Source organism: Spirosoma foliorum (assembly GCF_014117325.1).
Classification (GTDB): domain Bacteria; phylum Bacteroidota; class Bacteroidia; order Cytophagales; family Spirosomataceae; genus Spirosoma; species Spirosoma foliorum.
In genome coordinates, this window is the sequence record NZ_CP059732.1 from 3369935 (window position 1) to 3395174 (window position 25240).

At 45.9% G+C, this 25240-nt stretch carries 22 protein-coding genes and 1 pseudogene; 15 read left to right on the top strand and 8 right to left on the bottom strand.

The features are described from left to right. Positions 1–12: 12 nt before the first annotated feature. The 8 genes from H3H32_RS37505 to H3H32_RS14135 all read left to right on the top strand — a co-directional run bounded on the left by H3H32_RS37505 (position 13) and on the right by H3H32_RS14135 (position 8884). Positions 13–225: a hypothetical protein gene (locus tag H3H32_RS37505; protein ID WP_240543768.1), complete on the top strand. Its 213-nt coding sequence runs from the start codon at positions 13–15 to the stop codon at positions 223–225. Beyond that, positions 215–1165, top strand: a complete 951-nt coding sequence (locus tag H3H32_RS14105) for an acyltransferase family protein (protein WP_240543825.1) — start codon at positions 215–217, stop codon at positions 1163–1165. Before H3H32_RS37505 ends, H3H32_RS14105 begins: the two co-directional genes overlap by 11 nt. 176 nt (positions 1166–1341) lie before the next feature. Continuing rightward, positions 1342–2103, top strand: coding sequence for a glycosyltransferase family 2 protein (locus H3H32_RS14110; protein WP_182463316.1), 762 nt, complete (start codon positions 1342–1344; stop codon positions 2101–2103). Between the two features lie 76 nt (positions 2104–2179). Next, entirely contained in the window at positions 2180–3571 is a 1392-nt protein-coding gene (locus H3H32_RS14115) for a protoporphyrinogen/coproporphyrinogen oxidase (protein ID WP_182463317.1), read from the top strand. A 114-nt stretch (positions 3572–3685) separates the two neighbouring features. After that, positions 3686–6403 (top strand): hypothetical protein, encoded by a 2718-nt coding sequence (locus H3H32_RS38430; protein ID WP_240543769.1) that lies wholly within the window; start codon positions 3686–3688, stop codon positions 6401–6403. Between the two features lie 69 nt (positions 6404–6472). After that, positions 6473–7474, top strand: a complete 1002-nt coding sequence (locus H3H32_RS14125) for an alginate O-acetyltransferase AlgX-related protein (RefSeq protein WP_182463318.1) — start codon at positions 6473–6475, stop codon at positions 7472–7474. Between the two features lie 150 nt (positions 7475–7624). Then, positions 7625–8077: a hypothetical protein gene (locus H3H32_RS14130; RefSeq protein WP_182463319.1), complete on the top strand. Its 453-nt coding sequence runs from the start codon at positions 7625–7627 to the stop codon at positions 8075–8077. Positions 8078–8119: 42 nt separating this feature from the next. Further along, complete coding sequence (locus H3H32_RS14135) at positions 8120–8884, top strand: hypothetical protein (protein WP_182463320.1); 765 nt, start codon at positions 8120–8122, stop codon at positions 8882–8884. 112 nt (positions 8885–8996) lie between these two features. On the opposite strand, the gene H3H32_RS14140 is transcribed toward H3H32_RS14135, so the two are convergent. Next, the gene (locus H3H32_RS14140; protein ID WP_182463321.1) at positions 8997–9386 is read right to left on the bottom strand and encodes a DoxX family protein; all 390 of its coding nucleotides are present in this window, start codon (positions 9384–9386) and stop codon (positions 8997–8999) included. A gap of 240 nt (positions 9387–9626) precedes the next feature. Here H3H32_RS14140 and H3H32_RS14145 point away from each other — a divergent pair, with 240 nt between their 5' ends. Together H3H32_RS14145 and H3H32_RS14150 are read left to right on the top strand one after the other, a co-directional pair. Then, positions 9627–10445 carry an SDR family NAD(P)-dependent oxidoreductase gene (locus H3H32_RS14145; RefSeq protein ID WP_182463322.1) on the top strand — a complete coding sequence of 273 codons (819 nt, stop codon included), beginning with the start codon at positions 9627–9629 and terminating at the stop codon, positions 10443–10445. Positions 10446–10517: 72 nt separating this feature from the next. Then, positions 10518–11408, top strand: a complete 891-nt coding sequence (locus tag H3H32_RS14150) for a helix-turn-helix domain-containing protein (RefSeq protein ID WP_182463323.1) — start codon at positions 10518–10520, stop codon at positions 11406–11408. A gap of 2 nt (positions 11409–11410) precedes the next feature. Here H3H32_RS14150 and H3H32_RS14155 read toward each other — a convergent pair whose 3' ends face one another. The 4 genes from H3H32_RS14155 to H3H32_RS14170 form a co-directional block, all read right to left on the bottom strand. Continuing rightward, positions 11411–12268 (bottom strand): isocitrate lyase/PEP mutase family protein, encoded by an 858-nt coding sequence (locus tag H3H32_RS14155; RefSeq protein WP_182463324.1) that lies wholly within the window; start codon positions 12266–12268, stop codon positions 11411–11413. An 85-nt stretch (positions 12269–12353) separates the two neighbouring features. Beyond that, positions 12354–13709 (bottom strand): MFS transporter, encoded by a 1356-nt coding sequence (locus tag H3H32_RS14160; RefSeq protein WP_182463325.1) that lies wholly within the window; start codon positions 13707–13709, stop codon positions 12354–12356. A gap of 289 nt (positions 13710–13998) precedes the next feature. Continuing rightward, positions 13999–14232: a hypothetical protein gene (locus tag H3H32_RS14165; RefSeq protein ID WP_182463326.1), complete on the bottom strand. Its 234-nt coding sequence runs from the start codon at positions 14230–14232 to the stop codon at positions 13999–14001. Between the two features lie 191 nt (positions 14233–14423). Further along, complete coding sequence (locus H3H32_RS14170) at positions 14424–15521, bottom strand: Gfo/Idh/MocA family protein (RefSeq protein ID WP_182463327.1); 1098 nt, start codon at positions 15519–15521, stop codon at positions 14424–14426. 169 nt (positions 15522–15690) lie between these two features. Here H3H32_RS14170 and H3H32_RS14175 point away from each other — a divergent pair. From H3H32_RS14175 to H3H32_RS14195, 5 genes and pseudogenes are all read left to right on the top strand, one after another. After that, positions 15691–16567 (top strand): annotated as a pseudogene (locus H3H32_RS14175) (carbon-nitrogen hydrolase). Positions 16568–16783: 216 nt separating this feature from the next. After that, positions 16784–18391, top strand: coding sequence for a hypothetical protein (locus H3H32_RS14180; protein ID WP_182463328.1), 1608 nt, complete (start codon positions 16784–16786; stop codon positions 18389–18391). 87 nt (positions 18392–18478) lie between these two features. Further along, on the top strand, positions 18479–19420 hold the full coding sequence (locus H3H32_RS14185; RefSeq protein ID WP_182463329.1) for an ROK family protein: 942 nt from the start codon (positions 18479–18481) through the stop codon (positions 19418–19420). Between the two features lie 126 nt (positions 19421–19546). Beyond that, entirely contained in the window at positions 19547–20116 is a 570-nt protein-coding gene (locus H3H32_RS14190) for a D-sedoheptulose-7-phosphate isomerase (protein ID WP_182463330.1), read from the top strand. Positions 20117–20144: 28 nt separating this feature from the next. After that, the gene (locus tag H3H32_RS14195; protein WP_182463331.1) at positions 20145–21173 is read left to right on the top strand and encodes a glycerophosphodiester phosphodiesterase; all 1029 of its coding nucleotides are present in this window, start codon (positions 20145–20147) and stop codon (positions 21171–21173) included. Positions 21174–21302: 129 nt separating this feature from the next. Here H3H32_RS14195 and H3H32_RS14200 read toward each other — a convergent pair whose 3' ends face one another. The 3 genes from H3H32_RS14200 to H3H32_RS14210 form a co-directional block, all read right to left on the bottom strand. After that, positions 21303–21995 (bottom strand): sulfite oxidase-like oxidoreductase, encoded by a 693-nt coding sequence (locus tag H3H32_RS14200; RefSeq protein WP_182463332.1) that lies wholly within the window; start codon positions 21993–21995, stop codon positions 21303–21305. A gap of 150 nt (positions 21996–22145) precedes the next feature. Then, entirely contained in the window at positions 22146–23219 is a 1074-nt protein-coding gene (pheA, locus tag H3H32_RS14205; RefSeq protein WP_182463333.1) for a prephenate dehydratase, read from the bottom strand. Positions 23220–23332: 113 nt separating this feature from the next. Then, positions 23333–25231, bottom strand: coding sequence for a DNA topoisomerase IV subunit B (locus H3H32_RS14210; protein WP_182463334.1), 1899 nt, complete (start codon positions 25229–25231; stop codon positions 23333–23335). Positions 25232–25240 lie beyond the last annotated feature (9 nt).

The following is a 25240-nucleotide window of genomic DNA, read 5'->3' on the forward strand; positions in this document are numbered from 1 at the left end:
ACCTAACGCAACATGCAGCCAACCGCAACAGCATCTTTAGAGACTATTCAGAAAGAAAAGAATTACCTCATTCAGTTGGATGGGTTGCGGTTTCTTGCCGTAACCCTCGTTATGTTTGACCACTGGCTTGGCGAAGCCAATCCGTTCCCAATAGGTTATTTAGGGGTAAATCTTTTTTTTTGTACTAAGTGGGTTCCTCATTACCCGAATTCTCATTACCAGTAAGCAACACGACTCTCGACTTAATCGAGGTCACGGCCATTCGCTCAAAGCTTTTTATATCCGTCGGAGTTTGCGGATTTTCCCGATCTATTACCTCACAATTCTGGTTTTAGCAGCCATTAATTTTCAGGCTGTCCGAAAGACGTTTTGGTGGCTCGTCACGTATTCCCCGAACATCTGGATTGTTAAGCATCAAACCTGGATGGGTGCTATTGACCACCTCTGGTCATTAGCCGTTGAAGAGCAGTTTTATATTTTTTTTCCATTCTTAGTTCTCTTTACTCCTGGCCGTTACCTGCTGCGTACTCTGTATGGGTTAATCGGGTTTGCCTTTCTATTGCGCATCTATCTATTCGTTGTGCAAGCTCCCTGGATGGCGCAGTTTGTCCTGATGCCGACTTGTTTGGACGCTTTCGGTATGGGAGGAATTTTAGCCTATTTAATGGTTAACCATCGAGATCGTTTCCTGAAATTGGTGACCAACAATTGGTTTCTGTTGCTAAGTTGCTTGCTCTACGCAGCAAACATATACCTGATGAAACTTTTGGTAGGGCCGCCTGATTACCTTACTCGAAACGTGGCTACCGACATCACCGACCGCTTTTTTACTTCCTTGTTTTGTATGTTTCTAATTGGCCGAGCCGTAGTTGGTTTTGATCAGCCTTTTAAATGGATTTTAGAGAATCCTGTCAGCAATTATTTAGGAAAAATTAGTTACGGTCTTTACTTATTTCACAATCTGGTATTCAACTATTATCACACGCAACCTACCTACATAACAATGCGAATCTGGAATAAAGCGGTTTCTTTACTTCCAGCTCTAGACAGTATAACTGCGCTAAAAATGGGTTATTTCTATGCATTAACGGTGTTAGTAGCTACCCTATCCTGGTACTTAATTGAAAAACCGATTAATGCCCTCAAAGACAGGTTCACGTATTGATTCTGTTTAACCACTCGCTAAGCTCCTTCCTCAATTAAACGGTTAGCCATCAACAATTTTATATATTTGCAGTATTGATAGGAATACATAATCCGGTTGGTGCTGTGTGTTAATCCAACTTATTTTAAACCCGTTGACAAGCGTTAGGCGTGTTGTCAATCCCTAAAGTACACTGAATGAGCCTCCTGCTGTCCATTGTAATGCCGGCTTACAACGAAGAAGAAGTGATCGAAACTGTTGTTAAACAGTGGACCGATTTGTTGACCCGTCAATTCCCTACTGAAAATACCCGTCTGATTGTTGTTAACGACGGGTCACGTGACAAAACCGGGGAGATCCTCGACCAAATTAAAAGCCGTTATCCCAAATTGATGGTAGTGCATCAGGTCAATGGGGGGCACGGCAATGCGGTTGTTAATGGGTATCGGCAGGCCGTTGCCCTAGACTCTGAATATGTGTTCCAGACCGACAGTGACGACCAATTTATTACCGATGACTTTGGTAAGTTATGGGCTCATCGTAACGAGTCACCATTTATTTTGGGTTACCGTGAAGAACGGTATGATGCTTCGGCCCGTTTGTTTATCACCCGAATTCTTCGCTGGAGCATTGCCTTCATTTATGGTACTTACATCATGGACAGCAATATTCCATTTCGGCTGATCCGAGGTACGTTCCTGAGAAAGCTGCTGGCACAACTACCTGATCCAACGCCATTTGCACCTAATATTTTCCTGGCAGTGATGGCAAAGAAAGCCGGTTGCAATACGTTCGATATCCCCATCACACACAAAGAGCGCCAAACCGGTACTGTCTCGATTTTGAAGTGGAAACTGTTGAAAGTGTGCATTCAGAGCTTTAAAGAATTGGCGCAGTTCCGCTTCGAGTTAGGTGGCAAAGTGAAAGCGCTCAAAAAACCTGAACCAGTAACAGCATAGATTGATATATGATATATGATGTATGATTCTTAGCTAAACAGCCCATACATCATATATCATATATCTGCATCAACTTATGAACTATAAATATGTCATTATTGGCTCTGGCCCTACGGGTCTTGGAGCAGCCTATCGCCTGAAAGAGCTGGGTATTACCGACTTTATCGTTTTAGAAAAAGAAAATCGAATTGGGGGACTATCCAAAAGTTTTGTAGACGAAAAAGGGTTCACCTGGGATGTTGGTGGACACGTACAATTTTCGCACTACAAATACTTCGACGATTTGATGCTGAAAGCCTTAGGCTCAGACGGCTGGCTTAGTCATCAGCGCGAATCATGGGTCTGGATCGAAAATCGATTTGTGCCCTACCCTTTTCAGAATAACATTAAATACCTGACTCCAGAAACAATGTGGAAATGCCTTGAAGGTATTATCCACAACTACAAATTCCCTACTAATCAGAAGCCGACTAATTTTCGGGAGTGGATTCTGGCTACGTTTGGTTCTGGTCTGGCAGAAACGTTCATGTTTCCCTACAACTTTAAAGTGTGGGCTTACCCGCCCGAAGACATGAATGCCGTTTGGGTGGGCGAACGGGTAGCCGTTACTGACCTGCAACGGGTCACAAAAAACATCATCTTCGATCAGGACGATTTTTCGTGGGGTCCCAACAGCACATTTCAGTTCCCCAAACAAGGAGGCACCGGTGGTATTTGGGAGGCAGTTGGCGACCTTGTTGGTCGGGAGTATGTTAAGTTGAATGCTACCGTCGAAAAGGTAATTGGGCCTGAGAAAAAGATAGTACTGGCCAGTGGCGAAGAAATTCACTATGAGCACCTGATGAGTACAATGCCACTCGATTTGTTCACACAACGGGTAGAAGGACTATCGCCAGAAGCAGTGCAAACGGCGCAGGGGCTCAAACATTCATCGACCAATGTAGTCGGCATTGGCTTAAAAGGAAAACCTAAAGAAAGCCTGAAAACTATGTGCTGGATGTATTTCCCGGAATACAACAGTCCTTATTATCGGGTTACGGTATTCTCGAACTACAGCCCAAACAACGTTCCTGATATCAATGAACACTGGTCGTTAATGACCGAAACAAGTGAATCATCGGCCAAGCCCGTTAATCGGGAAACGTTGATTGATGATACGATCCGCGCTCTTATTGAAGACCAGTTGATTGAATCGGCCGATGATGTGATTTCGACCTTCCACATGGCATTCGATTATGGTTATCCAACGCCATCGGTTGAACGGGATGGTATTTTAAAAGCCGTCCTACCCCAACTCGAGCCGTTCGGAATCTACTCCCGAGGTCGTTTTGGTGCCTGGAAATACGAGGTCAGTAACCAGGATCATTCGCTCATGCAAGGCGTTGAGTGGGCTAATCGTATAGCCGCAAACGTACCCGAAGTAACCATGCCCTTCCCCGAAACCGCGAATGCGATGTGGGGGAAATAAAAATAGTTGTAAAGTTATATAGTTGTAAGGTTATATAGTTGGGTGATTCTTGAAGTTCACGTTACAACTATATAACCTTACAACTATATAACTTTACAACTATAAAACATTTAAATGAAACGAACTCTCTGGATCGGTATCGGTGCGTTATTGCTGCTAGCGATTGGCTGGTGGGCCTACCGACAATTCTTCCCAGTGACTCGTACGGTTGGCTCACTGGTACCGCCAGGCGCGTTGATGATCTTATCCAGCGATCGCTTACAGGACACCGTTTCGGCGCAATCCTTGCGTACCGAAATGTCGTTAAGACAGATACCCGTTTTTGATGAAGCCCGTCAACGGCTGGATCGATTCCTGTATGCAACCGCCGACTCGGCCAAGGTATTGCAATTTGTTAAGGGCCGAACCATTCGCTACTCTCTCCACTCGGTTTCCAAAACGACACTTGAATTCGTTTTTTACATTCCGTTAAGCGATAAAGATCAGGCATTTCTGACTCGAATTACCAACCCCGATCCACGACAGTACCGGGTATTGAATCATACATTTGCGGGCGAAAAAATTCTGGATTTTGTTTCCAGGATGAATGAACCGATTGGATCCTTTATTCTGACAGATGGTTTTCTGGTCGGTAGCGTATCAGGAATCCTGATCGAGAACGTAGCCAAACGAATGCACCAATCGCTGAAACTAACGAAGGATGAGACCGATTTTCGGGTTGATGATGATCATCTGGCTGTCGTTTCCGTTCGGCCCGATGTACTTCAATCGTTATTCAGTAATGTAGGATCACTGGTTCGGTTATTTCTGCCCGAAGAGTTAAATCTGCAATTTCGCCAATCAGCGTCCCGATCACACCTGATTGGATACGCCGTCGATAAAATTGGTGCTCGGAGCGATGTAGCTGCCCTATTTGCCGATCAAACTCCCCAGCGTATTCAACACGCGAACCTTATTCCGCAATCAACGGCTACGCTTTATCACATTAGTATCAGTGATGCTCCTCGTTTTGGTCGTTCGTTAAGCAAACTGCTGGGGTCAGCATCCAGCGATTTTCTACGGGATCGATTCGACCAGATTGAGCCTTCAACAAAGGCGCTTTATCAAACCTTAGGGAGTGACTTATTATTATGTCGGCTGGAATCACCTACTGGCTCTCTTCGGCAAGTTCTTGTTTTGACATCCCAGAATGGCAAACAATTGGCTTCTACTTATCAGCAGATAGCCTATCTGGCTGGTGCCAAAGCGCCTACGCTCCTTAAAGAATATTTAGGTCATAAACTCTTATTGCTGAATGTGCCCGAACTGCCTGCGTCTCTGTTCAGCAGTTTATTCTCTGGCTTTTCGCAAAGTTGGATTACGCAGCATGGGTCTTCATTAATCGTCGCTAACAATGAGGAAGCGATGCAGGATTACCTGCAGCAGGTTCAGCGAGGAGCAGTCTGGACAGCGGATGGTCGGCAAGCAGAATTGCTAAATACAACGTTGCGCCCAGCCAACTTTACAGCCTTCGTTCGGCTGAATCGGGCACAGACAACCGTACCCGCAACCTGGCCTCTGGCCTGGCAAAACCTGCTCGATCAGGTTGATCCAGCTACGGGTAGTACCTCGTTGTCGAATCTGGAAAACATGGCCTATCAAGCCAGTTATGGAAACGAGAACATTCAATCGACGGTCATTTTGGGCCGCACCACCCGCCGGGCCAGCCGGGCCGTTCTCAATAAATTATTACTCCAGAAAAGAACGGAATTCAATGCCCCTCTGATTGCAGCCCCTATTGTAACCGGCAACTTGATCGATAGTTCAGCTCAGTTTTATGCGCAAAACAATGCCGGCCAATTTGTGCTGGTAACGCCAGAAGGCGACAAGATTGTACAGAACAATACCGATGGGCCTATTCGTAGTAATGCATTGGGAGTCGATTTTCTGAACAACGGTCGATTGCAGTACCTGTTCATGACTGATCGGACGCTTTATATTGCCGATCCAGTACGGATTAGTAAACAAGTTGCTCTCCAGGCGATTCCTCTCCCTAAAGGTCTCGACCCGTCTTATTTGGCCAAGCCACGGGGAAGTCTACAGCGGAATCTGGTCGCTTTGGCTGCTCATGAAGACGGGCATATCTATGCCCTTGATCGGCAACGGCGAGCTTTTATTCGAATTATGACGGCTCCCCATAAAGGGCCATTACAACTTCCGTTTCAAGTGCTGGCCACACCCGCGGGCATGAATGTATTGGGAATACAGGCCGATGGCACCTTAAATTACTGGCGTGACAATGGCAGTGAATACCCACATTTTCCTAGTCGGATTGAACGAACCAACGAAGAAGAGCCCGAAATTAAATTCATTGGGCCAGCCCTGTTACCGATAGGTCAATCCTTGATTCAGACAATTGCTGATGAAGGGCAACTGCTTTCTATAAACTCCAATGGATTGGTTGCCAAGCGAACTCAGTTGTATAGACCGGTTCGGCGAGGATCATTCCGACTTTTCCCGGACGAAGATCAAACGAACTGGTTGCTCTTACGAACAACAGATACAGAAGTAACCATACTGAACCAGCAAGGACAACGCCTGTTCGATGTACGAGCTTTGCAATCGGGCCGTAACAATGTGCGCTACCATCGCCTGGGTGCAGGTATTGATCTGATCAGTGTTAAATCGGGAGGATTTACAACGCTGTATGACCTAAACGGGCGGATTGTAGGCGAGCGGCCTATTCCTAGTGATTTTCCGGTAGCGCTTCAATTTGATGAGCGAACCAACGAATTATATATTTTGAGTGGCGCACAACAAGCCGTTCTACTCTTTAGTATTCGACTTAGATAGCAAAGTTTTGGGCAACGAATAGCGTACAAAATCGATTGTTCCAAGCCACAAATCTTTGCCCAAAACCTTATGCGTTTTTTTCGCTACACTATCTTACTATTTGCACTCGTCCTATGGGGAGGTGGCCTCTCGAGCACAATATCGCATTGGCTTTATGAAATTGGGTTCATTGCCGACGATTATCGATTTGGAGATTTATACCGTCTTTCGGCATTGCCACAATTTAAAATGGCCCAGCCCGACTGCGCTCCATCGCATCGATCAAGCGATACTGCATCGACCCAACTATACCTCATTGGCGACAGTTTTACGGAACCTCAGCGACTGAGTGAATCGGATTTTCAGGTGAGTCTTTTTCAGCGGGTTGCCTGGTACAACCAACAACGCATACAGCTCAATCCAGACAAACGGAATGTGTTGATCATTGAAACGGTTGAACGTCATTTTCGCGAACATCTGGCTATTCCAATCATCGAATTTATTGTTGAAAAAGATACTACCCAACTAGGTCAAACCAAACCGTCGCTTCGCAAGCGGATTTCAGATGATCTTCACCGGACGGATATAGAAGAACGCCTTGAATCGACCTTGTTTAGTCAGAACTGGGCTTTTTGGTTTAAAGAGCTTAAAGCGAGTCTAACACTCAACTGGTTCAATCGGACGAACTCAAAAGTGAGTTTATCGAAAGACAAGCAGAATCTGTTTCTTAAAATGGACACAGATACCACCCAGAAACTTCTTTCTTCGTTTTCGGAACTGAGCGATCAGGAAGTGAACACACTTGTCGACAGTGTAAATGCGGTCGCTAGCCGCTATCGGCAGTTAGGGTTCGATGAGGTGTATTTGTCCATTATTCCGAACAAGGCCAGCATTCTGGAAACGAATCGCAGTGACTACAATCACCTGATTGAACGAGTACAGAACAACCCTAAATTGGTCGTCCCTTATATTGACACATACGATTTGTTCAAACGCGCAACGCCATCGCCCTATCTGAAAAGCGATACTCACTGGAATTGCGAAGGCCGGGCTATATGGCTTGAACAGATTCGGCAAAAAGTTCGGATTTAGCTCAAGTTTGTAACCAGATTTACCCACCTTACTGCCATTTACAAAGCCAACCCTACCACCTGTGGAGTTGACATATTAGATCTTTCCGCAGCTAGTAGCTTTGAGTTCCGATTCCATAACAACTATGGATTCACCCGAATTCGAAGCGAAATGAACTCTATTGTCTCTGCAGTTATTGCAAGTCTGCTTTTCCAGCTGTCGCTAGGCTTTCATACAGCGCATGCGCAGCCCCCAAAGAAAAAGTCCTTGATAACACACCTTGTCGAAGAGGCTAATCAGCCTAATTTCCACTCTGAGGGCGATACATTTCTTTTAGTTAAAATCGGGAAAGTAGAATACACGGCCGAGCTTAAATCAGGCAAGATCATTAGTCAGCGAAAGACCCAGATTTCTGGGGGTGGAATCTGTGGTGACTATGCCGAGGTTAGTATAAACCTGTTGGATAAAGAGAAGCACAAGACTTCTCAGGGAGCAGGCCAAGTACTGAAACTAAGTAAGGGCAATTGGAAAATGATTGCCTTATCGGAAGGCGATTATGCCTGCGAAAAATTGAAAGGAATCTCAAAATCCGTAATGGCCTGTCTGAAAGTAGAGTGTTACTGAACTTACATCCATTCGCTGTTTAACTAACTGATCTGTCTTACCATGAAATTTTTCATCATCGCTATTCTGTCTATTTTTCTCCTGGGTTATCTGTTCGTTCAATGGGCAAACAAACCAGAAAATGTAGCTGCCCTACAGAGAAAAAGAGCCCTGGACGCAGCTCAAAAAATTGAGGATGAAAAGAAACAGGCTGCAATTGCCAAGGGGCAAGCTGTTTTTGAGAAAGAAATTGAAACTAAAAAAGGATCGATGAAACTGGTTATTGAGGAGAACTTCGCCCAAAATCGGTTCGAAAAACTCGATCTTAAAGACCAAAACACTTCTTATTTTCAATTCGAGAAAAATGAATTGCATTTTTCAGGCATTATTTACCCTCGCCAAAATCAACAGGATTATTTTATTCGCTCGAAAGATAGGTACGGAGATTTCATAGCCGAAATTCAGTTGGGCAACTGGGGTGGTGATGCTTACACAGGTATTTTCTGGGGCGCTAACGACAATGGCAATCAGAACCCAACCCACTATCAAGCCGCCTATGCAACGCCCAATACGCTATACGTTCAAACGGATGACAAAGAAGACTTCGGCCTTGGCGGTATGATTTCGAGTGAGAATAATCAACTTTTACGTGTAGAACGATTTGGCAAACACATAAAAGCGAGTGTTAATGGCAGAGTTCTGTTTAACAAAACCGTAGAATCGGCAGAAACCGGCAAGGTCGGTATTATCCTTGGGCACCGTGGTGGCATTCGAGCGAATAATCAATCAATGGATATTGGCATCAAGTACTTTAAAGTCTGGAACTAAGTTTTCGTTAGGCGTCAATCTTAAATTGACCAAATATAGAATTTAAATATCAACACTTTAAATGACTTTAACTACAAACCTATAAGGTCTTAAAGACCTTATAGGTTTTAACTTAGTTTGTTTCTGTACTCTTCAATGCCCAGCCAATAAGTACAGGCTGGAAGAATAAGCGGACAAAACGCTTTAGGTCGGTATCTAACCCAAACGCACTTCGCTCATTCGTATACTGCGAAATGTTGCCAGGAAAAACGGCCGTAAAAAACGTGGCCGCCACCTTCCCAACAACCTCCTGATGCTTTTCGTCGGTTAGCACCAAACTACTACCCAGCGCAATCTCAGCTAAGCCCGAATAGACAACTGTATCGTCTTTTTGCAGTGGAACCCAATCGGGAACCTGTGCTCTGAATGCTTTTCGGGCAAACGTCAAGTGGCTGATTCCCGCAAAAATTAACGCCCCACCCAGAAAAACTCTGGCTACTTTTTTCACATTTTTCTCGCTCATAACGTTGGTTGTTTTCAGATAATGAGGAACAATCAGATGGCTTTTGGCAAACAGTATCACCCAAATTTCCAGGCTTGCATGCTCCTCATACGTTAACCGAATTAGTCCGTTAGAGTTTTTTCAACTTGCCTTATCCTATTGATCAGAGTGCCGTATAACTGTATCACTCTTCCCTACTTTCGTATAAATTCTCCGGCGATCCACCCGCTACTTTTGTCCTGACAATAAACCAACACAACAATGTCAAAGACAATTTTCATTACAGGTGCTTCGCGTGGTTTTGGCAAAATCTGGGCCGAAGCCTTTTTACAACGTGGAGATAAAGTGGTTGCTACGGCTCGTGATATAAATTCCCTTAGCGATCTAATTGATCAATATGGCGACGCCATACTCCCAATTAAACTAGACGTCAATGACCGGGCTGCCGATTTTGCTGCGATACAAAAGGCAACCGACTATTTTGGCCAGATCGACGTACTCATCAACAATGCTGGTTATGGCCTATTTGGCAGTGTTGAAGAGACCACCGAACAAGAAGCTCGTGACCAGATCGAAACCAATTTCTTTGGTTTGCTCTGGCTAACCCAAGCTGTTTTACCCGTTATGCGGAAGCAAGGTCATGGCCATATCGTACAGGTATCCAGTGTATTAGGCGTGGTAACGCTTCCAGTACTTGGCCTTTACAATGCCTCCAAATATGCAGTAGAGGGCTTGAGCGAATCACTAGCGGCCGAGGTAAGTTCGTTCGGTATCCACGTATCGCTTATCGAACCCAATGGATTCTCGACAGATTGGGGTGGCGCTTCTGCCTTTCATACAGCACCGATGCAGGAATACGAAGGGGTAAAAGCAGCTTTTGCGGCCAGCACTACCGACGATGATTATGGTTATCCAGAATCGACGACCGATGCGATCCTACAATTGATTGATGCCAAAAATCCACCACTTCGGTTGTTTCTGGGCAAAAAAGCGCTTCCCTGGGTCAAACAGGTTTATGCCGGACGTATAGCCGAATGGGATCAATGGAGCGAGGTATCAACAGCCGCACATGGTCATTAATCGTAGTTTTTCATCTATTTGTAACACAAGTTGCGCTTTTACCGGTGTAATTTGTGTTACATCTTTACCAGTATGAAGCATTATAAAAGTTTGAGCCATTTCCTGACATCCAACGGTTTTCCACCACCTGAAAACCCGATGATTGTCCTTATAGACTGTAATGGTCAATGTTCGCTGGGCGATGAAGCCTTTACCAGCGATTTCTACATGATCGGTTTCAAAAAGCTGAAATCGGGGATTATTAAGTATGGCCGCACCAAGTATGACCACGAGAATGGCTCGTTATTATTTGTAAAGCCTCGTCAGGTCATTGAATTTAAAGACCTACAATTTGAAGAAACTGGTTTCAATCTGTTTATTCACGAAGACTTCCTAATAGGCTCTCCGCTACATGATGAGATGAACCGATATGGTTTCTTCGACTACGAAACGAATGAAGCTTTGCATCTATCGCCCAGAGAGGAAGCAATCATCTGGGATCTTTATCGAAAAATTGAAACCGAGTATAACAACATTACCGATGAATATAGTCGCGACATCATTCTGACCCATATTGACTCTATCCTGAAGTATTCTCAACGCTTCTATAAACGTCAGTTTATCAATAGAACTGAGTTGTCGGGCAACACGGTTTCCAGGTTCAACGATATCTTAACGAGCTATTCAAAGAAGGGCCTTCTCCAAACGAATGGCCTCCCAACCGTACATGCCGTAGCGTCTCAACTTAATCTATCGGTCCGTTATTTAAGCGACTTATTGAAACAGGAAACGGGTAAAACAGCCATTGAGCTGATTCATATTCACTTGATCAACGAGGCAAAAAATCGTTTAAAAGGCGAAGATCAGCGCGTATCCGAAATTGCCTATACATTAGGGTTCGAAAATCTACCGTACTTTTCGAGGCTTTTTAAGAAAGAAACGGGCGTAAGTCCAAATCAATTTAAGAAGCAGTTGCTAAATTAGTGTTAGCCCTTCTGTGCGTCGTTTGTAAACAGGCTATTCATGTAGGCATAGGATTTCGCTTCATTAGCATAGCTGAACGTGCCTTTTTGTTGAATTTCCTCGGCCGCCCGGAAAAGTGCTCCATAAGCTGCCCGAGCCAATGACGAACCTACACTCACACGTTTAACCCCTAATTCGGCGAGTTGCTCCAGCGAAAAATTACTACCAGACAGGCCCATAATCACGTTTACAGGGCACGGGTGTACTGCCTTCACAACGGCCTGAATCTCTTCTTTACTTTTTAAACCGGGCGCAAAAAGCACATCAGCGCCCGCATCGGCAAAGGCTTCCAGACGCCTGATTGTATCGGCAAGATCAGGCCGACCATAAATCAAATTCTCGGCTCTTGCCGTCAATGTAAATGGATAGGATAAACTTCGCGCAGCTTCAACAGCAGCCTTAACTCGCTCAACAGCCAGATCGAAGGGATAAATTGGATCGCTGGGTCTGCCAGTCGCATCTTCAATGGAACCGCCAGAAAGTCCTACCCCAGCAGCCAATAGAATCATATCAGCACAGCTAGATGGAGAGTCACCATAGCCATTTTCCAAATCGGCAGCTACGGGTAACCGAGTTGCTCTAACGATACTTTGGGCGTTCTGTAGAGTTTCTTCCCGAGTTATGGAAGCATGTCCATCTGGTTTTCCAAGGCCGTAGGCTAGACCAGCACTTGTTGTTGCCAGCGCTTCAAAGCCCAGACTTTCCAGCACTCGTGCCGAGCCCGCATCCCAGGGGTTAGGAACGACGAAAATCCCTGTTCGTTGGTGAAGTTTCTGAAATACTTCGGCGCGGGTCTGCCAGGAATCGGCTTGTGTGCTCATTTTTAAAGCGAGTGCTGTTAGAAGAATCTTTCCGTATAAATCCCCCAAATCCCTTCGTTTCTAATCAGAGCCGTCTCCAACTCATTTAATTATTCTTGAGGTACTTAAATACAAAGCAGGTATACAGCAATACACACACCGCTGAGCTAATTGAACTGGTTATAATTGCCTGAACAATGGCCGCAGGGCCACCCGTTGCCATAGCGCCAAACACGGCTACACCAATGGCCCCTGCCGTTTGCCGGGTAGTGTTCAGCACAGCCGAAGCAATACCCGAACGACTACGATCAACGGTGGCCAAGGTGCCGGTTGTCATGGCCGGAACCGCCAGACCCATTCCCAGCGGCAAGGCTAAAAAAGGGAATAGCAATTGCCAGTACGGTGTTATAGGCTTAGCGACCAGCAGAAGGCCACACCCTATTGAGAAAACGAGTAAGCCAACTAAAATGGGGACACGAATGCCATAGGTCTGCATCAGTTTTCCACTAGTCAGGTTAGAAATTATAAAGCCAGCTGTTAGCGGTAAAAATGCCATTCCGGCAGTAAGGCTCGAGTACCCTAAAACATTTTGAAGATAAAGACTCAGAATAAATACCGTTCCATAATAGGTGCAATTAAAGAGTACACCTACCCCAATCAGTACGTTAAAATTGGTCGAGTTAAACAAATCGAGTGGTAAAATTGGTGATTTGGCCATTTTTTCTCGCCAAATAAATAAGACGAACAGTATAGCGCTGACAATAATGCCGCCATAAATCAGCGGGGACTTAAGGCCCAAGTGATGCCACTCAATGATGGAAGCAATAAGTGCTGTAATGGCAAACATCCAAATTAACTGGCCTGGAATGTCGAACCCACTTTTGCCGTTTTTAGTACTCTCCATCAGTTTTGTACTACAAAGAATACCAATCAGGCAGATTGGAATATTGACCAGAAAAATCATTCGCCAGCTACTAAGTTGCATAAGCAAACCACCCAAAACCGGCCCTGCAGCAATGGATACGCCACCAGCCGCCGTCCAAAGGGCAACCGCTCGGGCACGCTGCTTAGGTTCTTCAGAAAATGTATGATTTAAAATGGATAGGGAACTTGGAATCATAATAGCCGACCCCATGCCCTGAACTGCCCGAAAACCAATGAGCGCAAGCGAACTCCAGGCAAGTCCGCAACCAATAGAAGCGACGCCAAAAACGAGAAGGCCTGCCTGAAAAAGCCGTTTCGACCCGAAGAGGTCGCTCATACCACCGGCCGATAGCATCAGCACGGCAAACGCAATTGTATAGGAATCAATAATCCATTGGAGCGTGCTGACATCGGCGGTTAATGACTTACCAATCTGGGGTAAAGCCACGTTTACGATAGATACGTCCAGTTGAGAGACTACGAAGGCCAGACTGGTTGTGCCAACAACAAAGCCAAAATTGATTTCCGTTTTCTCCACAGCGTAAAGTTACCCCAATTCGGCGGCTATCGTTTCGTGCGCCTGTATCCGAAACCTCGATCTGTTTCCGCACCTAGAGTATACACACATTTCTAGTGATGCCGTTAGGTATCGAATGTTTGTAGAAAAAAGGGAACTCCTACTCCTTTTTTTGGTCGCGTAGCGATCGGACTTGGACTTAATTCGGTCGCTACGCGACCAAGGCAAAGGGGGGGCGCTCATTTTCTATAAACATTGGATCGCTACGCGATCGAAATAAGAAATTGACACCACCAACAAGGCTTAATACCTAAACCGATAAATAGGGAAGATACGGTTCCAATTTAGTGGTATCCTTAAAAGCACTAACCTGATGAAGCTTGTTGTTGTAGGCATCATACCGGAGTTCGACGTAGAAATCCTGTAGATTGTATAGGAGAAAGATATTCTCACCTTCGTAACGATTAGCGAGAATGTCGCCAGTGAAATACAAGGTGTCGAGTTGTTGCTCGGCGGGTAGGCGGGTAAAATCGGCGGGTTGCATGGGCAAACGGGGTTGACAGGCGAAATAAGCGAAAAGCATACGCTCCTCCAAACACACCAACCGACTTTATATATTCCAACTAAAACACAATTAGCATACAAATCCAATAGTATCAGGTTTAATGTTCCATGTTTCAGTTCGTTATGCCAAAATTAAGAAACATGGAACATTAAACTTGAAACATACATAGCTTAAACTATTTTCACTTCTTTGCCCGTTCGCGCAGCCTGGTAGATCGCTTCAACAATTTTAATATCGCGAAGACCCTCTTCGCCGGGTGCCAGCATCGGTTTCTTGTTCATAATCGCTTTGGCATCGTCGTCCATTTGCTTTGTTTGCTGCCAGGGCACCTCATAGGGATGTTCGATCTTTCCTCCGTTACTCCAGATTCCTTTCTGTCCATTATAGGCCGAATAAGGTTCCATCATCAGGGTACCTTTTGAGCCTGTTACATTCAAGAAATTCATATTCATGCCATAACTCGTCTGAACAGCAGCCCGTGCTCCACTCGGAAAAATAAGTTGCGCCATCGACGTTTCGTCCAGACCATTTTTATAGACATCAGGACGTGAGGTATACTGCTGAGCCGTAACCGCAATAGGTTCCTCGCCAGTGGCCAGCCTGGCTCCCTGTAGCACATATACACCCATATCGTACATTACGCCCCCGCCCATTTCTTTTTTCTGCTTCCAATGGGTAGTCCGATTATCATAATAGCCTGCCGAACAACTGACCATCAATATCTTACCGATTTTACCAGCCCGAAGCTCCTTTGTCCATTCCTGCGTATTAGGCTCATGCTGCAATCGATAACCAATCGACAGCGACACCTTATTTTTCGCACAGGAATCAATCATATTCTGACATTCTTTTGCTGTTACAGCCATCGGCTTTTCGCACCACACATGCTTGCCCGCTTTCGCTGCCCGCACCACATACTCTTCGTGCATAGACGGCGGCAATACCACATACACAACATCGATATCAGGATTGTTGGCGATCTGATCGAAGTTCTGGTAGTTGTAGATATTCTTATCGAGAATGTTGTACTGCTTTTTCCACTTCTCAGCCTTTTCGGGAGTTCCCGTCACAATACCAGCCAGGTAACAATTCTTTGTTTTCTGTAAAGCAGGGGCCAGCAAATCAGTGCTGTAATAACCCAGCCCAACTAACGCAACCCCAAGACGATCTTTAGCTGGTCGAGTTGCCGAAAGCAGTGTATTGGGCGAAATAGAAGCGGTTATTCCCGTGAGAATAGTGGTATTTAAGAAGGTTCGGCGCGACGTCATTTTTGTTTCGGGTTCAAAGTTTCAGCTTTAAAGTTCGTGGACAGTTGCCAGACTTCAAACCTGAAACCTGAAACTTTGAACCTTGACCTTGAAACCGGCTCCGAACCCGCCCGATAAGCTTTTTGTTGCCAATGGGGTCTGTTCATAAAGAACACCCTATTTTTGCCCCATGTCTAAGAACGTCAATATCGGTTTAGTGCAAATGAGTTGCTCGGCAGATGTCGAGGCCAACATTCAGAAAGCCATCAATGGCATTCGTGAAGCCGCTCAAAAAAGGGGCTCAGATTGTTTGTTTGCAGGAATTATTCACCTCTCTTTATTTCTGCGATGTCGAAGATCACCATAATTTCAGTTTAGCCGAAGCCATTCCCGGTCCAACAACCGACCGTTTAGGCGCATTAGCGGGTGAATTAGGTGTCGTCATTATAGCGTCTCTTTTTGAAAAGCGGGCGCATGGTTTATACCACAACACAACGGCCGTTCTGGATGCAGACGGATCTTATTTAGGGAAATATCGGAAGATGCATATTCCCGACGATCCAGGTTACTACGAGAAATTTTACTTTACGCCCGGCGATTTGGGTTATAAGGTTTTCGATACAAAATTTGCCCGGATTGGCGTACTTATCTGCTGGGATCAGTGGTATCCGGAAGCCGCTCGCATCACAGCTTTAATGGGTGCCGAAATTCTCTTCTACCCGACGGCTATTGGTTGGGATACGAACGAACCCGATCCTAAGCAAAACGAAGAGCAGTACAATGCCTGGCAAACGATTCAACGCAGTCATTCTATTGCCAATGGCGTCCATGTCGTCTCGGTAAACCGGGTTGGACGCGAAGCTGATCAGCAATTCTGGGGGGGGTCGTTCGTTACTAATCCGTTTGGGTCATTGCTGTATCTGGCTCCTCACGATCAGGAACTGGTGCACGTACAAACCATTGATCTGGCATTATCGGAAAAATACCGTACTACCTGGCCATATCTCCGCGACCGGCGCATCGACTCTTATCAGCCGATCACGAAACGGTATATTGATCAGGAATAGAACTAGTACTTGTCCAAAGTAAATTCTAGAGATTCTTTAGATCCTAGTTGATGGTTTAGCTACTGATTATCAGCAGAATATCGTCAATAAAATCCGATAGAATCAACCGCGCGGGCGAACCCGAGAATCTACTTTGGAAGATTACTAACCGCAAAAATCAGGGGGTTGTGTAATGATACGCAGCCCTGATATCCTTTTAGCTCCTTGAAACTCAATATGAAACTGCTTCTCTTAGGTTTAACGGCTGGTCTGGCCGGTGTAGGCTATTGGTTTTCACGTCCGGCTTTGCCAGAACCGGCCGCCATAAAACTACAGGGAGCTTTGCCTGCTCCAACACAACTAATTGCAACACCGCGCTCCCGCTTCACACCAAGTACCCGAAAAGGGTATTATAGTCTGGATATTGTGAGTGATTTTACCCTGCCCAGCACGAAAACCCTCACGTTCTGTGGAGCTGGTCGGAATCTGCACGTACAGCAAGATCGGTCGAAAATTTTCCGGCGTGGCTTTTCGGCGGTCGAGTCGAGCCGGATGGTCCCCAATGTTGAAATCTGGCGGGATGGTTTTCCGGCTAAAGGCTGGAAAAGTGCCCTTAATTTTAGCCAACGAACCTGGATTATTTATCAGAACTATTTCCGGGATGCGTTCGGTTTGGCCTGGGCGCAGAATAGCGATAAGGCCAATGAAACCATTTATCGAGTACTACCTAATCGGGCGAACCCATCAGCTCCACTCAATCGGAACACGCTTTTTCAGGCATCTTCGGAGTTACAGGGAAGTTGTTCAAATTTCGGGGATTGCCCCGCTGCCTGGAAGAGTACGTATGGGCTAATCGTGCTGGATATTGAAAATGATGGGGCCAATATGAGTAATCGGCAGGAGCAGGCAAATCTATACACTTACATGATCAAAACGATCAAGGAAAACTCCAGTCCACAAACGTTGGTTGGCTCTATTGCTCCCGTGCTGCATAACAGCGTAGGCTATTCACGAGCCGAAGATTATAAAGCGGGACCGGAATGGCTCTGGACAACACCGGCTCAGCATACAGCAACCAGTCGGCAACGAGGTATGTCCGATGATATTCTGGGAAAATCTTTCGGTGATTATGCTGACTTTCAGATGCCTGGCACATATTACGTTTACCCTGACTTTGATTATACCATCAAGCACACCGACGACAATGATCGGCATTGGTTGGCGGCTTTGCTAGGTGAGCAGGAGGTCAACATGAAACTTTCACCCAAAAAGCGTATTGCCTGGCATTGGTTGTTCAACACTCAAAGCGAACTTCCGAATAGTGGCAAGGCCGAACATGCTGCTCCGCCTGCTGTGGCCGAAGGAATGGGCATTTTTTACTGGTTCACCGGTGCTTATGGTGTGCTGTTCTGGGACGATCAGAATGACCTTGTCCCCGATCAGCCCTCTCCTACTGATCCAAATCAGAAAGGACTCGGCAATGATCGGAATTATGCCTGCTATGAACACTATGTTCATGGACTCTGGCGGCTCTTCAAGCATCACGGCGACTTGTTCAATGGTCGGGAAACGTATCTTAATGAAGCAACTGAATGTTCGTATGACAGTGGGCAAACGTGGTTGAAATACAATGCCAATCAGTTAAAAACGCATGATTTGCCCTTTGTACGAGCCATTGTCAATGGAGACCAGATTCTGGTGGCAGCTACGAAAGCCTACGCCCGATCTGGCCAAACGAACCAGGTTATGGTTCGCTATGTACAGAACGGCTACAATTTTTACACAACGATTTCGCTCAAAGGTGATGAAATCTATCTGGGTCGGGCAACCATGAAAAAAGGATAATATCTAGTTAAGTTTTTATTGTTTCAAGGCGTGCTTTGTTCATAAATATGGAACTTGAAACCTGAAACAACCGATTATCTTTGCCGCATGAATCTTGGTATTGAAATTGGCGGCACGAAATTACAATTGGTGACAGGCGACATAACTGGCCAAATTAACCAACGTTTTCGATTCGCAATTGACCCGGCACAGGGTGCAGAAGGTATTCTGACGCAAATTGCAAGCACTATCCAGCAACTTCCCGAAACTCCTCAGTCAATTGGCGTAGGCTTTGGCGGCCCTGTCGATTGGCAAACGGGTAAAATTGCGACTTCTCATCAAATTGCAGGCTGGTCAGGTTTTAACCTAGCCAGCTGGCTTCGGGAGCAGGCACCGGGGGCATTGGTACGCATTGAAAACGACGCCAATGTAGCCGCGCTTGGAGAAGCCCGTCGCGGTGTAGCTACCGGCTTCGATCGTGTTTTCTATGTTACGCTGGGCAGTGGCGTTGGTGGAGGTATGGTCGTAGATCGGCACTTATATCACGGCGCGTTGCCCGGCGAAGCCGAAATTGGTCATTTATGGCTCGTTCCACCCGGCGATTCATCACCGGGGCAAACTGTTGAGCAAACCGTATCGGGTTGGGCCGTCGACAAACAAATTCGCGACCTACTCCCTCAGCTTCCCGATGATTCGGCCTTAAAAATAGCCGTTCAGAAAGCTCATGCCAATGGCGATCAAGGTAAAGAAGCCCGGTTTCTACACCCCGCTTACGAAGCCAGCGATCCCGTTGCCCGAATGCTCATTGAGCAGATTGGGTCGGTGGTGGCCCTCGCCCTTTCGCACGTAATCCACTTGTTTCACCCCGATGCCATTGTATTAGGTGGGGGTATTTCACTCATTGGCGAGCCCTTGCGGGCGGCTGTCCGACAGGCTCTCCCTCGCTTTGTTATGAAATCATTCCAGCCTCCATCCATCGTCTTACTAGCCAAACTAGGTGAAGATGCAGTACCTGTTGGGGCTTTAGAATTAATGATGAATGATAAATGATGAATGCTCCAAAGATGTTGAGCATTCATCATTTATCATTCATCATTCATCATTCATCATTCATCATTCATCATTCATCATTCATCATTAATCATTAATCATTAATCATTAATTATTCCTTTACTCATGAATCAGACTTATTTCAAAAATTACCTGGATCGTCAGAAAGCAGCCTACGACGCAATACCCATTGATCGGGTAGAACACCTCATCAACCTCATTAAACAATGCTGGGAAGACGATCGGCAATTGTTTGCTTTCGGAAATGGCGGTAGTGCTTCCAATGTGTCGCACTTTATCACCGACCTCGGCAAAAGTGCCTCCGATACGATGGGGAAACGCTTTCGGTGCACCTCGCTAAACGAAAGTGTTTCGTGGATTACAGCGCTGGGCAACGATTACGCCTACGAAGACATTTACCTTCGTCAGCTCCAGAACTACGCCCGTCCCGGCGATCTGGTATTAACGCTCAGTGTGAGCGGCAATTCGCCCAATGTGGTAAAGGCTGTTCAATGGGCTAATGACAACGGCTTGACAACCATCGCTCTTGTAGGAGGCAAAGGGGGTAAATTAGCCGAAATAGCCCATGAGTCGATTACAATTCAGGATGAACATTATGGCCGGGTTGAAGATGCCCAGATGACAATCTGCCATATGCTCTGCTATGGATTTATTGAAGAAGGCAAAAAAGCGTAAACCCGCGACTCGTTCGACATCTCAACTCATGAAAAAAACGCTCCTTCAGCTAATTGGCATCGCTTTCATGGCTTACTACGGAGCTGCAGTCAGCGTGGCTCAATCAGTCCTGTCACTTTCTAATTATACCTATTCGCCAACCCAGTTGGTTATTGGCACGATTCAGTCAAAAGAGCCAATCAGCCGATTTACTCTACGCGGGCCGAATGCGGCTTTATTTAGCGTAAACAAAGCGAATCAGTTATCAATCAAATCGGCGGCAACTAAGTCTTCAGAACATTGGTATGATCTGATTGTTGAAGGTCAGAGTGCCAAAGGGACACTACGAGATACCTTTCGGCTGGTCAAGGATGAATTTATTCGAAATCAAGTAATTGCCCATCGTGGTGCCTGGAAGCAAAGTGGTACAACCGAAAATTCTCTGACCTCGTTAAACAACGCGGTCAAGTTAGGCTGCATGGGGAGTGAGTTTGATGTGCACATGTCCTCCGATTCAGTCATGTTTATCCATCACGATCCAGCAATGGATGGCGTTGAGATCGAGAAGACATCTGCCGCTGATTTAGCGAAACTTAAGCTAAGCAATGGGGAGCCTTTGCCAACGTTAGAGTCGTACTTGCGGGAAGGCATGAAGCAGAATCGAACCCGGCTGGTTCTAGAGATAAAAACCTCAAAAACAGGACGGTCGATGGCCTTGACTGAGCGGGTGGTCAACATGGTTCATCAGTTAAAGGCACAGGCTTGGGTCGATTATATTGCCTTCGATTACGATGTCTGTAAAAAAGTGAAGGCTTTAGATCCTGTAGCGCAGGTTTCCTACCTCAATGGCGATAAATCGCCGGAGCAACTAGCAGCGGATAAACTGACGGGTTTTGATTATCATTTCTCGGTTCTGAAAAAGAACGAAACCTGGTTGCAGGACGCCAAACAACGCCATTTGACCACAAACGCCTGGACAGTAAACGACCGCTCAACCCTTCAATGGTTTCTGGATCAGAAAATCGATTACATTACCACCAATGAGCCGGAGTTGCTGCTTGAGTTAGTGGCTAAGTAGCACAAAAAATTGGTTTCAATTACCTACACAATGTACGACCCCGATGGGGCCAAATGTTTATAGAGCTAAATTTTACTATAAACATTTGACCCCATCGGGGTCGCATCCATTTCACAACACATAATAATCTCACGAATACCGATCATTACGCCACGGATAGGCCGTATTCGAGTAGCCACGTTCCTCCCAAAAACCAAGCTGATCTTTAGCCAGGAATTCAATCCGTTTTATCCACTTAGAGCCTTTCCAGGCATACAATTGCGGTGTTATCATGCGAAGGGGTCCACCGTGCTCGCGCGACAACGGTTGCCCGTCGGCGGTATGAACCAGCAGAACATCGGGTTTGAGAGCCTCTTCAAGCGAAACATTCGTGGAATAGCCATCATACCCATAACACATGATGTGGGTAGCCAACCCTTTGGGATCGACTAAGGCAGCCAGGTCCATAAAACGTACGCCGACCCAGGGAATATCCAACCGCGACCATGTCGTAACGCAATGAAAATCGCTTGTATCTTCTACCTGTGGCAAGGCCATCAAATCCTCCCATTTAAGCCGGATTGGATGATTCACTTCGCCATCTATATTAAGCTGCCACTTATCGAGCGGAATACTTGGTTGATACCCCAGGTCCAATACAGGCCATTTGGTCGTGACCGTCTGTCCTACTGGAATTGCTGGCATACCATGACGATTCACCGGACCTGAGCCACGTGGCTTTTCATCCGTCAAGGAAGGGGTCATGGCCATTTTTTCCTCAAACCTACGTTTGAGTTTCATACGGGCATCGATAATTCGATCGGTTTTTTCGTTCGCTTCCATACCTCTATAAGCTATTTTTTCGCCAAAAAGTTAACGGTCTAACGCCCTATTTTTTACCGGTTACTAACCAGATAGTAGGCTACAAAAAACACCCCTCCAGTTCAGAGAGGTGCCCATATGCATTCTTATATTCGTCTATTGATAAGACAATTAAGAAACCCGAACGTAACTTCCCAGGAGTTTTACTTCGGCAGCATGATGATTCAGGATTTCCTGTAAATCAGGGTCATTGGCGTGCCCCTCGCATTCGAGCAGAAACCAATACTTGAAGGTTGCTCCTTCCCGTAACGGACGACTTTCAATTTTAGTCAGGTTAATATTTCGAGAGTTGAACTCCTGAAGAAATTCGGCCAATACACCCGGCGATTGCGTATTCGGTAATCGGGCAATGAGCGTGGTCTTATCATGGCCGCTCGGCTGGTTCACAAAATCTTTTGCCAGAATCAGGAAACGTGTCCGATTGAGGTCACTGTCTTCGATGTTGTCGAACAAGACAGGCACATCGAATAACTTGGCAGCAATACCTGAACACACAGCCGCTGTATGAGGATGCTGTGAAGCCAGTTTTGCCGCTTTCGATGTTGATTCAACAGGCACAAGCTCCGCTTTCAATCCGTCGAAATAGTCATTCAAAAACTGGCTGCACTGTCTAAACGCGATGTCTTTCGAATAAATATGGGTAATATCGGCTAGGCTTTCGGCCTGTGTAGCAAACGTAAAATGTACAGGAATCTTAATTTCCGCAACAATACGCAGGTCTTTTTCGAGGAGCAAATCAATCGCTTCCTCAACAACACCCTCCTGATTATTCTCAATGGGCACAACCCCGAAGCGCACCCTGCCCGTTTCGACACTTTCGAATACTGACCGAATGCTTGGCAACGCCATATAGGTACTCATGGCCCCAAAACGACTTTCGGCAGCCTGATGGGTAAAGCTACCTTCTGGCCCCAGATAAGCCACTCGTTCGGGGAGTTCCAGATTGCGGGATACGGCAAAAATTTCCAAAAAGATCGCTTCAATGGCAGGCCGGTTCAATAAACCATTATTCTGCTCATGTAAGCGGTCAATAATTTGCTTTTCGCGTTCGGGTCGATAAATAACAGCATTGGTCGAGCGCTTTAATTCGCCCACCCGACGTACCAGTTCCATCCGCTGATTGAGCAATGTCAGCAGTTGATCATCGAGGGCATCAATGTCGTTACGGAGAGACTCTAAAGTCATAAAAAATTGTCAGTCAATAGTCGTGAGTCGCCAAGGGCGGTATAGCCTGCAAATAACGGCTAAAATCCCTAATGATCACATGGGCGACCTCGTAACGACTATTGACTGACAGCTTATACTAAGGCAACTTCGTCTACATCTTTTTCGATACGAAGATTGTCGATAATGAATCGCTGACGATCGGGCGTGTTTTTGCCCATATAATAGCTCAGCAGTTTAGGAACCGATGTTTCTTTCTCCATAATCACGGGTTCCAAACGCATGTTTTCGCCAATAAACAGGCCAAATTCATCAGGAGAGATTTCGCCTAAACCCTTAAATCGGGTAATCTCAACTTTTTTGTTGCCTTTTATTAATTTATCGGTTGCCGCCTGTTTTTCCTCCTCCGAATAGCAATAAGTGGTTTCTTTATGGTTTTTCGGATTCCGGACCCGGAACAAAGGTGTCTCGAGAATGTACAAATGCCCGTTACGAACCAGGTCGGGGAAGAATTGCAGAAAAAATGTTAGCATCAACAACCGGATGTGCATGCCGTCAACATCTGCATCGGTAGCAATAACAATACGATTGTACCGAAGGCCATCCAATCCTTCTTCAATATCAAGGGCGTGTTGCAACAGGTTAAACTCTTCGTTTTCGTACACGACTTTTTTAGTCAGGCCAAAACAGTTTAAGGGTTTTCCACGCAAGCTAAACACAGCCTGCGACTGCACATTCCGCGATTTTGTGATAGAACCACTCGCCGAGTCCCCTTCGGTAATGAAGAGGGTTGACTGGTAGCGATCTTCCGCTTTCAAGTCAGGCAAATGATTGCGGCAATCGCGCAATTTTTTATTGTGAAGACTTGCTTTTTTGGCACGATCATTGGCCAATTTTTTAATACCGGCGAGTTCTTTGCGCTCCCGTTCCGACTGCTCGATTCGTTTCTTGAGCGCGTCGCGAACAGCGGGGTTAATGTGCAGATAATTATCCAGGCGTTCTTTCACAAAATCCTTAACAAACGAACTGACAGACTGAGCGTTTGACTCAGGCGACATGTTTTGTGATCCAAGCTTTGTTTTGGTTTGCGATTCAAAAACGGGCTCCTGAACCCGTATACTAACAGCGGCAATAATGGACGATCGGATATCGGATACTTCATAATTCTTATCGAAGTGGCGCCGAACCGTTTCAACGATAGCCTCTTTGAGGGCATTCAGATGCGTACCGCCCTGTGTCGTATATTGGCCGTTTACAAATGAATAGTACTCTTCGCCGTATTGGTTGCCGTGAGTCATGGCAATTTCGAGATCATTTCCTTTCAGATGGATGATCGGATACCGGAGCGACTCTTCATCTTTTTTGGTCTTGTCGCGAAGTAGATCAAGCAGCCCGTTTTGCGAAATGTATTTCTGTTTATTGAACGCAATTGTCAACCCCGCATTCAGATAGCAGTAATTCCAGATCATGTTTTCCAGAAACTGCGGAATGAAATGAAAGTTCTTAAATACACTGTCATCGGGTTCAAAGCAGATCAATGTACCGTTTCGCTCGGTAGTCGAATCTTCGCCTTTATTTTTCAGTTCACCTCGTTCAAATTCGGCCCATACGGTACGTCCTTCCCGAAACGACTGCACGCGAAAATAAGTAGACAAGGCATTAACGGCCTTTGTACCAACGCCATTGAGCCCCACCGATTTCTGGAACGCGCCCGAGTCGTATTTACCGCCGGTGTTGATTTTAGAGACAACTTCAACAACCTTTCCTAAGGGAATACCCCGGCCAAAGTCGCGTACCTCAACCCTGTGATCTGTCACCCGAACGTCAATGGTTTTACCAAAACCCATCACGTGTTCATCGATACAGTTGTCGATGGTTTCTTTAATAAGGACATAAATTCCATCGTCGGCAGCGGATCCATCGCCAAGTTTACCGATGTACATGCCTGGTCTCAGGCGAATGTGCTCGCGCCAATCCAGCGAGCGGATACTGTCTTCATTGTATTGAACTGACTGATTCAGCAATTCTGCCATAAGGAGTTA